This window comes from Planomonospora corallina (assembly GCF_042650625.1).
In the GTDB taxonomy this organism is placed as follows: Bacteria; Actinomycetota; Actinomycetes; order Streptosporangiales; family Streptosporangiaceae; genus Planomonospora_B; species Planomonospora_B corallina.
Map to the genome: position 1 here is coordinate 196,828 of NZ_JBHSBM010000023.1, position 12,213 is coordinate 209,040.

At 72.0% G+C, this 12,213-nt stretch carries 8 protein-coding genes and 1 tRNA gene; 4 read left to right on the forward strand and 5 right to left on the reverse strand.

The annotated features are described in order from the left end of the window. Window positions 1–6,112, reverse strand: a 6,112-nt coding sequence (locus ACFOWE_RS20160) for an RHS repeat-associated core domain-containing protein (protein WP_377290046.1), incomplete at its 3' end; no start/stop codon positions are given. 493 nt (window positions 6,113–6,605) lie between these two features. Between ACFOWE_RS20160 and ACFOWE_RS20165 the strand changes: the two genes are divergently transcribed. From ACFOWE_RS20165 to ACFOWE_RS20175, 3 genes are all read left to right on the forward strand, one after another. Further along, window positions 6,606–7,616 carry a zinc-dependent alcohol dehydrogenase gene (locus ACFOWE_RS20165; protein WP_377290048.1) on the forward strand — a complete coding sequence of 337 codons (1,011 nt, stop codon included), beginning with the start codon at window positions 6,606–6,608 and terminating at the stop codon, window positions 7,614–7,616. 158 nt (window positions 7,617–7,774) lie between these two features. Continuing rightward, on the forward strand, window positions 7,775–8,374 hold the full coding sequence (locus tag ACFOWE_RS20170; RefSeq protein ID WP_377290050.1) for a CBS domain-containing protein: 600 nt from the start codon (window positions 7,775–7,777) through the stop codon (window positions 8,372–8,374). A 111-nt stretch (window positions 8,375–8,485) separates the two neighbouring features. After that, window positions 8,486–9,199, forward strand: coding sequence for a CBS domain-containing protein (locus ACFOWE_RS20175; RefSeq protein WP_377290052.1), 714 nt, complete (start codon window positions 8,486–8,488; stop codon window positions 9,197–9,199). Window positions 9,200–9,299: 100 nt separating this feature from the next. Here the strand turns inward: ACFOWE_RS20175 and ACFOWE_RS20180 are convergent, their stop codons facing one another. Next, a complete protein-coding gene (locus ACFOWE_RS20180) occupies window positions 9,300–9,473 on the reverse strand; it encodes a hypothetical protein (protein ID WP_377290053.1) in 174 nt (57 codons plus the stop codon). A gap of 235 nt (window positions 9,474–9,708) precedes the next feature. Next, window positions 9,709–10,185 carry a hypothetical protein gene (locus ACFOWE_RS20185; RefSeq protein WP_377290055.1) on the reverse strand — a complete coding sequence of 159 codons (477 nt, stop codon included), beginning with the start codon at window positions 10,183–10,185 and terminating at the stop codon, window positions 9,709–9,711. Between the two features lie 210 nt (window positions 10,186–10,395). Here ACFOWE_RS20185 and ACFOWE_RS20190 point away from each other — a divergent pair, with 210 nt between their 5' ends. Then, window positions 10,396–11,088 (forward strand): CBS domain-containing protein, encoded by a 693-nt coding sequence (locus ACFOWE_RS20190; RefSeq protein WP_377290057.1) that lies wholly within the window; start codon window positions 10,396–10,398, stop codon window positions 11,086–11,088. A 316-nt stretch (window positions 11,089–11,404) separates the two neighbouring features. Here the strand turns inward: ACFOWE_RS20190 and ACFOWE_RS20195 are convergent. Then, window positions 11,405–11,478, reverse strand: a tRNA-Lys gene (locus tag ACFOWE_RS20195). A gap of 103 nt (window positions 11,479–11,581) precedes the next feature. After that, window positions 11,582–12,178 (reverse strand): nucleotidyltransferase family protein, encoded by a 597-nt coding sequence (locus ACFOWE_RS20200; RefSeq protein ID WP_377290059.1) that lies wholly within the window; start codon window positions 12,176–12,178, stop codon window positions 11,582–11,584. Window positions 12,179–12,213: the final 35 nt, after the last annotated feature.

The following is a 12,213-nucleotide window of genomic DNA, read 5'->3' on the forward strand; positions in this document are numbered from 1 at the left end:
TTCCATCTTTGTATTCGCGGAACATCCATCCCCTGCCCTTGGCCGATCCACGACGGAGTTTCTCCACCTTCCATCCGGGAGTTCCCTTGAGTACGGCCTCGGCCTGAGCCGGGGTGAGATTCTCCAGCAGTAGTGGATTGGCCATCACGTCGTCGATGGACTCGAATACCGAACCGACCGGCCGCAACGCCTTTTGCGCTGCTTCCTTAGCCTTCTCCGCGGCCTTCAGCTTGTCCTTGGCCGCGAGCCAGTTCTTGAAGGCGCCGATCGCGTCGCCGGCGTGCTTCCAGACCTTCTTGCCGAGCTCGTAGGCCTTCTTCCACTTCCACGGCAGCGCGTACTTGGTGGCCAGCTTGCCGGCCAGGCCACCGGCCAGTGAGCCGAGGATGTTGAGGGCGGTGTCCCCGCACGCGCCGACGTTTCCGGTGGTGAAGCACTGGATGCCCGCGGTGATGCCGAGCTCGTCGGCTGCGATCTTGGCCAGGGCCAGGACCGCGTCGAGCATCAGCTTGAACTGCCGGTCGACCTCCGCCTTGGCCGCGTTGGCGGCCGCCTCGGCCTGGTGCTTGCGCTGGAGTTTGCAGGTACGGCTGCTGGGTTTGGCGCACGGGTCGGCCTTGCCCGTGGGGGTGTCAGGACGCAGCCCAGTGGGGTCGGAGGCGCCGATCGGGTCGTTGCCGGCGTAGCCGTAGGGGTTGATCCACTGAGGCTTGTCGAGGTTGAGCAGCGGATCGGGAGAGATGAACCGGGCGATCGAGGGGTCGTAGTAGCGGGCCGACAGGTGGGTCAGGCCGGTGGAGGCGTCCTCGGTCTTGCCGAGGAAGCCACGGTCGGTGAAGGGCAGGTCATCGACGCCGCGGCGCTGGCCGTACGGCAGGTAGCGCTCGCGGGAGACCTCGCCGGTGACGTCGTCGATGGCCAGCTGGGCCGAGCCGTGCAGGCCGGAGGCCAGCCACTTGACACCGGAGACGTCACGCATCGCGACCGTGGAGCCGTCGGGGCCGGTGTAGTAGCGGGTGGCCGTCACCTGGCCGCCGGCCGACCTCACCTCCATGCCGCCGAGGTAGAGGGTGCGACTGCCGTCGGGGTCGCGTCGGATCAGCCTCTCACCGTCGGCGTCGTAGACCATGGAGGTCTCGGCGCCGTCGATGACGGCCTTGTCCAGTTGGCCGAGCGGGTTCCAGGTGAAGGTGCCCTGCTTGCCGTCGACGGTGCGGTGGGTCAGCTGCCCGGCGTCGTCGTAGCCGTAGGTGTCGGTGCGGCCGCCGGGGCGGGTGACGGAGGTGACGGCGTTGGGTCGCACCGCCGCAGGACCCGCGGCGGGATAGCCGTAGGTGGCGGCGGCGCCGCCGTCGGTCAGCGAGGTGAGGTTGCCGATCGCGTCGTAGGCGTAGGACTGGTCGTAGGGGTCGGGGCCCTTGGTGTCGGGTCCGGTCTCGCAGGAGGAGCCGGTGGTGGTGAACGCCTTCGTCAGCCGGTCCAGGCCGTCGTAGGTGAAGCACTCGGACTGGCCGTCGTGGGTGCCGGGGACGGCGGAGGCGGCGTCCAGGATGCGGGTGATCTGCCCACCGGCGTTGTAGGTGTAGTGGTCGTCCTGAGCGGCGGCCGCAGTGGTGCCTGCCTTGGCGGTGGTGGTCAGCCGCGCCAGCCAGCCGGTCGCCGCGTCCCAGGTGAAGGCCCGCTTGACCTGGCCGCCGGCACCGTAGGAGCGCTCGGCCGGCCGGGCGGTCGCGGTGTAGGCGGTGTCCTTGACGTAGGTGGTGCCGCCGCCGTGGTCGGAGGTCAGGGACTCGGGCAGGCCGAGGTCGGTGTAGGAGAAGGCGAGCTTCTCCGCGGTCAGGCCGCCGACGGCGGGCATGGTCTGCTCGGTCGGGTTGCCGGCCCGGTCGTAGGCGGCGGTGAAGACGTACTCGCCCGCCAGCGCGCCCTCGGCGGCCGGGATGGTGAGCTTGGTGCCGGTCGGCCGGTAGGTGTGGTCGTATCCGGTGACCGTGTCGGTGTAGGCGTGACCGCCGACGTAGCGGGTGGCCGAGGTCGGCTGCCCCTTGGCGACGGTGTCGTAGGTCCACTCGGCGGCCTTGGTCCCGGTGCCGGCCTCGCCGACCCACTGGGCGGTGCGCCGTCCGAGGGCGTCGTAGCTGTAGGAGATCCTGGTGCCGTTGCCGTTCACGGTCCAGGCGATCCGGCCGGCCGCGTCGTAGCCGGTGCTGCTGCTTCCGGAGTCGGGGTCGGTGGCGGCCGTACGGCGCCCCAGCCAGTCGTAGGTGAAGGTGCGGACGTTGCCGTTCGCATCGGTGATCTTGCTCAGCCGGCCGGCGGCATCGTAGCCGTAGTGGGTGTCGTGGTGGACGGAGCCGTCCTTCCACTCCTCGGTGCGGACCGGGCGGTCGGCGGCGTCGGTGACCGTGACGGTCCTGCCGCCGACCGGCGGGATGACCTCGGTGCGGTCGGCACCCGGGTAGGCGGTCGTGGTGCGGCGCAGCTCGCGGTCCAGGTGGCGGTCGATGACCGCGGTCGGCCGCTCCAGGCTGTCGTGGAGCGTCTCGCTCCACTGCGGCACGCTGGACAGGGCTGGGTTGAGCAGGCCGCTGCCGGGCTCGTCGCCGTTGTGGAGCGGCTGGGTGACGGCGCGGGTCAGGCCGCGGGCGTCGTAGACGGTGGCGGTGACGATCCGGCCGCCCGCCGGGGAGGCCGCCTGCACCTCGCGGGTGCGGCCCAGGCCGTCGTCGTAGGAGTGGGTGGTCAGGTACCGCGCGCCGTTCCCGGTGCCGGACAGCAGCTTGCGCATCGTGGTGCGGGCCGGGGCGTCGCCGGGCACGTCGTAGGAGACGGTCGCGCTCGGCGTGCCGCCGCTGCGCGGCTCGCCCGGCCCCCAGAGGGCGGTGGTACGGCCCAGCGCGTCGTAGTCGATCTCGTAGCGCCTGCCGTTGGCGTCGGTCAGCAGCGCGGGCAGACCGCTCAGGTGCGAGGAGCGGGTGGTGACGGTGTGGCCGAGCGGGTTGGTGACGGTGACGCCGGTGTGCGGCCAGCCGGTCGCCGGGCTGTAGGCGGTGGTGGTGGTCTTGCCCAGCGGGTCGGTGGAGGTCAGCGGGCGGCCGTAGTCGTCGAACGTGGCCTTGGTGACCGAGACGCCGGTGGCGCTGACGTGGTTGCGGGTCTCGGTGGCGTTGCCGTCGCTGGGGGCGTTGGCCGCCGGGTCGGTGCCGCCGTCGTAGAGGGTGACGGTCCTGCTGATCACCTGTCCGCCCGAGCAGTCGTCCCCGGTGCGGGTCTCGACGGTTGAGGGCAGGCTGGTGAACCACTGCCCGGAGGCGGTGTTGCGGGCGTAGGTCGTGGTGGTGCAGGTGTTGTCGGCGGCGGTGGAGACGTCACCGTAGTCGTTGACCTTGGACGGCAGGCCGTCGGCGTTGTAGGCGGTGCGCTGCTCGGTCCACCGCCAACCGCCCCCGGTCACCTGCTCGCGGGTGCGCTCCCTGGTCCGGTGGACGAAGGCCGGGTCCTGCACGCCCGGCCCGGTGCCGGTGGCCACGACGGCGTACTCGTAGCGGGTCGACTCGGCCTCGGCGTAGGCGCGGGGACCGAGCGAGGTGACCTTCCAGGTCTGCTCCTGCAGCAGCTGGCCCTGGAGCGCGCGGGCGTCGATGACCGTGCCGCCCTCGAAGTCCTTCACCGGGGTGCCCAGGCCGCGCAGGAACGTGTCGGAGGTGACGGTGTAGCCGTCCGGGTCGGAGCCGGAACCACGGACGGTGCGCACGGTGCCGTAGCCGCGCCAGTCGGTCGAGGGCGGCGACAGGCCCGGCTCGGCGTACTCGACCGGGCTTGCCCAGCCGGGTCCGTCGAGGTACTCGTAGGCGTGCACCATGTCCGGCGAGCCGGCCACGAGGTCGCGTTCGGTGACCTTCGTCGCGAGCTGTTTGAAGTAGCGGGTCCAGGCCTCGTTGCCCTCGATGGAGGCGTCGACGTCGTAGCAGTCGCCGGCCTTGTCGGCGAAGTAGTCCGACCCGTCGCGGCCCCTGCCGCCCGAACACGGTGCGGCCTGGCCGTAGGCGACCTCGATCCGGCCGCCCATGCCGTTGGCGATCGCGGCGATGCGCGGCACCATCCGCCACGACAGCAGGTCCGTCCAGTCGGACATGTCGTCGTAGACCATCTTCCCGGCCAGCATGACCGCGTCGAAGTCGGTGGCCGGCAGCGTGATCGGCTCGTCTCCGGCCAGGCCGGTCTGCCGGACCGAGTCCAGCCAGAGCACCGGGTCGTACGGCGCGCCGAAGTCGGTGCGCGTGTAGACCCACTCGTGGTCGAAGTCCAGCCGGGTCACGTGGTTCCAGGCGCCGTCCGGGCCGGCCGCCTCGGTCAGCACGGAGGTCAGCTTGCGGGTGGAGTAGAACGCGATGGCGTCGTTGGCGCAGCCTTGGGCGGTGGCGCACAGCAGGTCGGCCGGAACGTCCACGCCGCCCCGGTCGGCGGTGGTGAAGACCGTGCGCGCGGTCGGGCTGCTCCCGGCCACCTGGGTGTTGTGGCCCCACTCGACCTTCGCCAGCGCCCCGCCCCGGTCGTACGGCAGCACCCGGTAGACCTCGTGCCGGCACGAGGGCAGGCAGAAGTAGTTGGTCTCCTTGTCGTAGGTGTAGTCGACGACGTTCTCGTTGGCGTCGATCGACTGATCCAGGTTCCAGCGCCACACCCCGGTGCAGGTCGGCGGGATGTCGTCGTTGAAGTAGCGCTCCCAGCACGGCTCGCCGCGCTGGTTGGCCACGTACGGCAGCTGCCACTGGGCGTCGCGGCGGTAGCCGAACCGGGAGACCTGCCCCTCGGCGGAGGTCACCTTCCAGTAGGCCTGACCGTCCGCACCCCCGGCCAGCTGCTCGATCTTCCAGCCGAAGTCCGGCACCGTCTTCCACGCGCCCGAGACGCGGTCCTTGACGATCGAGGCGGACCGGCCGCCGATGTTGAGCACCAGCTCCGACTGGGTGTAGTCGTTGGTGGTCGCGTCGTTGTCGTTCTCGTCCGGCGACTCCCAGCAGACCGCGCGCCCGGCCGTGCCGAGCTCGCGAGCCTCCCAGATCAGCTCCCCGGTCTCCCAGTCGTAGGCGTTGTCGACCGTGCAGCGCCGGTACTTGCGCTCGATGAACCCGGCGTTCAGCTCCCAGCCCGCGCCGACCACGCCGGACTGGTTGTTGGTCCAGTCGCCCTGGCCGTCGACGGAGGAGGCGTCGTACTGCAGCGACAGGCCGGGGCCGTTGCCGACCGGCGAGGGCGCCTCCGGCAGCGGGTAGTCGTAGCTGAACGACCCGCCGGAGGTGCCGGCCTGCCAGGTGCCCGACGGTTTGAGATCGGTGGCGCCGAAGTTGCCGTCCGGGCCGGTCAGCCCGCTGGCCAGCAGGTACACCGACCCGGCCGCCAGCTGCTCGGCCGCGGCCTGCTCTGCGCGGGCGCGGACGGCGGCCTTGGCGTCGCCCTTCGGCGGCGCCGCGCTCGTGGCCGGGGCGGCCCTGCCGATCTGCACGTCGGCGACCAGCACGCCGCGCTTGAGGTCGTTGCGGGCCTGGACGTACTGCGGGCGCACCACGCAGCCCTTCGGGCGCGGGCTGGTCAGCGCGCAGGCGGGCAGGCGCACCAGCTGCAGGCGGGAGGCGAGGTTGCCGCCGAAGGCGTTCCGGAAGCCGCCGTAGGAGAACTCCGCCCGCACCGTGCCGGGAGCGGCCGAGCCGTCGGCCCGCTCGATGCGGGCCGCCAGGCCGACGCCGCCGAGCCGGCGCACCGTCTCCGCGTCCAGGGTCCGCACCCTCACCTTGGCGGCGCCGGTGGCCGTGCCGGACGCGCCCACCCGGACCGGCAGGTCAGCGGCCCGCTCCAGCCCGGCCCTGATCTCCACCTCGGCGCTGCCCGCCTTCGGCCAGACCGGCGGTGCGGGGGTGACCTTCGGGTCCTTCTCCTCGGCGCCTTCGGCGGCCTTGGGCGCCGGGACGGCGCGGCCGTCGACCGACGGCTCGGGCTCCGGGGCGTCGGGGGCCGCGGCGGCCCGCCGCACCAGATCGTCGGGCACCCCTATCCCGGAGACCAGCACCGACATCGCCACCATGACGATGGCGGCCGTCAGCCACACGCGCACGCGCCGGATCCGCATCCCGAGCCCTTCCTCAAGGCACGCTGACGCGGACCCCGGAAGGCAGGCCAGAAGGCGTCAGAGAGCAGCGACACAAACAATCACCCGGAATGTTGATCAAGTTGACAGAACAGGTCAACCCAGCGGAGCGTCACCTACCGGATACACGGACGACTCCGGCGCGGACGGATGATCGAAAACCGGTGGCCAGAGAGCCGAAGAAAACGCACCGTGAATGCGCGTTCACCCGGAATTCCTTTATGTGACATATGCCACAAAACTCACTGGAACGTTTCTGGAGCGATTCAAAGGAAAACATGCGACCACAATCCTCCTTTCCGGATTCCGGAATTCATCCGCGGTGCCGGGCCGGGGTGCCCGGTCGCTCTCCCCTGGCGGGAGGGGCCCTTGGTCCTGACAGGTCGGGCCCTTTTCCCGAGTTCTGACCTGCGGTGACGGCGGAGGATGGGGGTGAGACAGATGAGAGGAAGACACCATCATGCGTGCAGCGATCGTCACCGCCTTCGACAAGCCCATCGAGATCCGCGAGGTCCCGATCCCCGAGCCCGCGCCCCACCAGGTGCTCGTCCGGATCGAGGCCAGCGGCCTGTGCCACACCGACATCCACGCCGCCCGCGGCGAGTGGCCGGTCAAGCCCACCCCGCCGTTCACCCCCGGCCACGAGGGCGTGGGCGTCATCGAGAGGCTCGGCTCCGCCGTACGGGGCCGCTCGGTCGGCGAGCGCGTCGCGATCCCCTGGCTGGGATACGCCTGCGGCACCTGTGAATACTGCGTCAGCGGCCGGGAGACGCTCTGCGAGTCCCAGCTGAACAGCGGCTACTCCATCGACGGCGGGCACGCCGAGTACGCGGTGGCCGCCGCCGACTACGTCGTGACGGTCCCCGACGGCGTGTCCCCGGTGGAGGCCGCCCCGCTGACCTGCGCGGGCGTCACCACCTACAAGGCCGTCAAGGTCTCGGGCCTGCGCCCGACCGAGCGGGCCGCGATCTTCGGCATCGGCGGACTCGGGCACCTCGCCCAGCAGTACGCCCAGATCTTCGGCGGGGAGACCATCGCCGTCGACGTCACCGAGGAGAAGCTCCAGCTCGCCAAGGAACTGGGCGCCGCCCACGTCGTCAACGCCGCCCAGGTCGACCCCGTGGAGCAGATCCGGGCACTGGGCGGGGCGGACGTGGCCGTGGTCCTGGCCGCCCACCCGACCGTCCTGGAGCAGGCGCACGCCTCGCTGCGGCGCGGCGGCCGGCTGGTCCTGGTCTCCCTCCCGAAGGACAACGGCATGAACCTGCCGATCTTCGAGACCGTGCTGGGCGGCATCAGCGTGATCGGCTCCATCGTCGGCACCCGCGCCGACCTCGCCGAGGTCTTCCGCCTGCACGCGGCCGGCCGTACCAAGGTGATCTGCGAGACCCGCACGCTCGACCAGATCAACGAGGCGGTCGACGAGGTGCTCGGCGGCCGGGTCCCGGCCCGCCTCGTCTTCGAGATCTGACCCGCCGGACCGGTGGCCGAAAGACCCTGTCCCCCGGGACCTCCGCCCCCTCCGCACCCGCCCCGCCCGGCGGTGGAATGAGGGGGCGGGGACATCCCGTCCCCCTCCCGGGGAAGCCCCCGGGAAAGAGCCCGCCCGCGCACGAAGGGGTTGCCGCCATGCTGGTCCGCGAGGTCATGACCGAACCCGTCGTCACGGTCCGCGCCACCGATCCGGTACGGCAGGCGGTCCGGGTGCTGCACGGCCGCGACATCACCGCGGCGCCCGTCCTCGACTCCGGCGGCCGCCTGGTCGGCATCGTCAGCGAGATGGACCTGCTCCGCGGGGAGTTCGAGCGCGACCCCCGGGCGAGCGCCCGGGCCGTGCTGGGGCACGGCGAGCGCCTGCCCCTGCGGGTCGAGGAGGTCATGACGCCCCGGGTGACGACCGTGACCCCGACGACCGACGTGGTCGAGCTGATCGACCTCATGGTCGGCGAGCGGATCAAGAGCCTCCCGGTGGTCGTGGACGGCCGCCTGGCCGGCATCGTCAGCCGCCGCGACCTGATGGCCGTCCTGGCCCGCGCCGACGAGGACCTGCGCGCCGACGTGCTGGCCGTGCTGCGCGAGCAGTTCCCCGCCGGCCCCCGCTGGGAGGTCACCGTCCGCGACGGCGTCGCCGAGCTGCGCGGCAACGGCGGCGAGCTCGCCGACAAGATCGCCGATCTGCTGGCCCGCACCGTCCCCGGCGTCGTCCGGGTCCGGCACGTCACCGGCTGATCCCCGCGCCGTCCCCTCCCCGGCTCCCCGCCCCTCCCCGATTCCCCGCCCACGTCCCCCGCGCCCCAGGCCCCTGCACCTCAGGCCCCTGCACCCCATCGGAGGTCCGCCATGAAAGTCACCGTCAAGAACGTCATGACCGTCGACGTCGCAGCCGTGACGGCGAACGCGCCCTTCCACACGATCGCCGAGCTCCTCATCGACCGGGGCGTCAGCGGCGTGCCGGTCGTGGACGCCGACCAGCGAGTGGTCGGCGTCGTGTCCGAGGCCGACCTGCTCCGCAAGGAGGAGTTCAAGGAGCGCTACTACGGCGAGGAGTACCGCCCGCCGCTGCGCACCCGGCTCCGCCACCACCTGGCCGCCGACGGCGACGTCCAGCGCCGGGCGGCCGGGGAGACCGCCGAGGAGCTGATGACCTCCCCCGCCGTCACCGTGACCCCCTCCTCGTCCGTCATCATGGCCGCCCGCCTGATGGACCGGCACGGCGTCAAGCGGCTCCCCGTGGTCGGCGACGACGGCGTCCTGCTCGGCATCGTCAGCCGCCGCGACCTGATCCGGGTCTTCGTCCGCAGCGACCACGAGATCGAGCGCCGCGTGCGCGAGGACGTCATCGTGCGCAACCTCTGGGCGGACCCGCAGAGCGTGCGGATCACCGTCCGCGAGGGCGTCGTGACGCTCTCCGGCGAGCTGGAGACGCGCAGCCAGGCCGCCACCGCGGTCCACGTGACCCGCAACCTCGACGGGGTCGTCGACGTGATCGACGAACTCGGCTGGGGCAAGGACGACGTGGCGCCCGTGCCGACCGCCTGGGGCGGGGCCGCCTGAGGCCCGTCCCGCGCCCGCCGTACGGGGAAGCCGGCCGCCTCCCGCGGCCGGGCCTGCCCTGGGCAGGCGTGCGGCGGGCCCGGGACCCGAGCGGGCCGGGTCAGAAGGTGAACCCGGACCCCTGGCCGGGGTCGTCGTCCCCCCGGAACCGTTCCAGCTCGGCCTCCAGGCCGGGCACCAGGCGTTCGAGGGCCTCGTGCCACTCCCGGTGGCGTCCGGGGTGCTCCACCATGGACCCACAGGTCCGGCAGAGCGGCTGCGGATTGCTCGTCATTCGTGATCCCTCCGGGGTGGGTGAGGGCGGGCGATCGGCGTCCCCCTCAACTGCCCCGCAGCGGGCTCCTATCACCCCGCCGCGCGCCGCTGTCGCCTCGCTCCGCGGCGGCTCAGCGCCGCATCCGGTTCCCAGGCGAACCCCGCCGCGTCCGGCTGCCCGCGCGGACCTCACCGCGTCCGGCTGCCCGGCACCGCGTCCGGCTGCCCGCGCGGACCTCACCGCGTCCGGCTGCTCAGGCGAAGACGTAGCACTCCACCTCGGCTCGGCGCCGCGCCTGGCCGCCCGTCTCCGCCTCCCTCACGCACTGCTGCTCCCGGTCGCTGAGCAGGAGCCGCCCGCACACCGTGACACCGGAGTAGGTCCGGCAGTCCAGATCGCGGTTCTCCCGCCCCACCCGGTACTCGCGCTCGGCCGCCGCCAGGCACTCCTCGCGCAGCGACGCGCTGTCGGCGTACCGGCACTGCCCGGTCAGGATCCGGTGCTGCTCCCGGCTCACCTCGATCCGGCCGTCCGGGGCCTGTGCCGTCGCCTGGTCCGGGGCGGGCGACCGGGCCGTCGCCTGGTCGGGGGCCGGTGTCTGGGACCGGCTCACCGCCGTCCCGGCGGCCGAGAACGGTGCCGGAGCCTGGGCTGCGGTCCTCTCGGGTTCGGCGCCGCAGCCGGCGACCACGGACAGCGCCAGTGCCAGTGCGCAGGCGAATGCTCTCATATCGTGACCCCCGGCCCAGGTTAACCCGCACCGGGTCTCATCCGGGGAAACCACGTGCATTGGTTGGGTAGGACCGGCCCGGTGGCCGCCCGGGCGTGGACCGTCGAAAGGCGCAACGACCTGGGGATGAGGGACTTCCGGCCCTCCGCCCGAGGGGTGGCGCCGCGATGTGATGGGGGAAGAGGATCCGCGCTTCCCGAGGAGGAGACGATGCGCGTCAAGGTCGGCGAGGTCATGACCCGCGAGGTGGTGTCGGTCACCGGCGCGACACCGTTCAAGGACGTCGCCCAGACGCTCCTGACGCACCGCGTGAGCGCGGTGCCGGTGGTCGACGGCGACGGCCGCGTCATCGGCGTGGTCTCGGAGGCGGACCTGCTGCTGAAGGAGGAGTTCAAGGAGCAGTACTACCGCGAGGACTACCAGCCGCCGCTCCGCGTCCGGCTCCGCCGCCGGTTCGCCCAGGAGGGGGGCAGGGACCTCGCGGTCAAGGTGCGCGGCGACACGGCGGCCGAGCTGATGACCGCGCCGGCGGTCACCATCCGGCCGGAGGCCGCCGTGGTGTACGCGATGCGGCTGATGGACGAGCACGGCGTCAAGCGCCTGCCCGTCGTCGACTCCGACGGCCGGCTGGAGGGCATCCTCAGCCGTCAGGACCTGCTCAAGGTCCTCGTCCGCAGCGACGAGGAGATCGCCCGGGAGATCCAGCGGGACGTGCTGGACCACTCCGTGTGGGTGGACACCTCCGGGGTGCGGGTCTGGGTGAACCGCGGTGTCGTGACACTGGGCGGGCGGGTACGGCAGCGCAGCGACGCGCAGATCTTCCCCCGCTCGGTGCTCCGGGTCAACGGCGTGGTCGACGTGATCGACGAGCTGCGGTGGGACGTGGACGATCTCGACGGCTGACGGCCGGAACCGGCCCGCCCGGTGGAAGGCCGTCCTCCGCAGGACCGCCCTGCGGAGGGCCGCGGGCGCCCACCGGGCGGAGCCCCGGAAGCCGGGCCCTGAGACCGGACCCCGGGCAGAGAGAAGCCCGGGACGGCAAGATGCCAGGGACAGCGAGAAGCCAGGGACAGCGAGAAGCCCGGGACAGCGAGAAGCCCGGGACAGCGAGAAGCCCGGGACAGCGAGAAGCCCGGGACAGCGAGAAGCCCGGGACAGCGAGAAGCCCGGGACAGCGAGAAGCCCGGGCCACCTGAGGTGGCCCGGGCTTCTCCCGGAGTGCGCCGCCAGGGACTCGAACCCCGGACCCGCTGATTAAGAGTCAGCTGCTCTAACCAACTGAGCTAGCGGCGCCTGACCTCGACAAGACTACCGGACTTCGGACGGTGCTCCGTACACCAGCCGACATGCCCGCAACTCCGGCGTCCCGGCACGCCCCCGGCCCCGGCGCCCGGCCTCAGGGCCAGGACGGGTTACCCGAGGCGTCGACGGGCTCGGAGATCACGCCCAGCCGTTCCAGCAGGACCAGGAACGTGGACGCGTACGGCGACTCCTGGACCACCGCGGCCACCCGGTTCCAGTCGACCTGTTCGCGCAACGCCCTGACCTGGGGGAGCAGGGAACCGTAGTCGCAGGCGTGCTCGGACAGCGGCAGCAACCACGAGATGACCAGGTCCGTCGCCTCCAGGACGGGCACGATCACGGCGGAGGCCTTCAGCGGCTCGGCCCGTTCCAGCAGCGCGGGCGTGACGGTGTTGTCGGCGATCCGGAAGATCAGATCCACCAGCCGGCCGTCGTCGTAGGCCTTGACCAGCCAGTCCTCCGGCGGTTTGGCCGTGGTGAAGCCCAACTCGCGCAGCGCCTCCAGCGCGGACGGGACGTCCTCCTCGGGGAGGACGAAGTCGACGTCATGGAGCGACGGGGCGGCTCCGCGCGCGTAGGCGGCGCACCCCCCGGCCAGAGCGAATCGGACACCGGCGTCTTTCAGTGCGCTGCTCGCACGCTTCAACGTCTCCAGGATCGCGTCGGTGACCTCGTGGCTGTGGCTTCCCATAAACGAGTGGCTACCCCCTGAACGGCTCCGTAGTC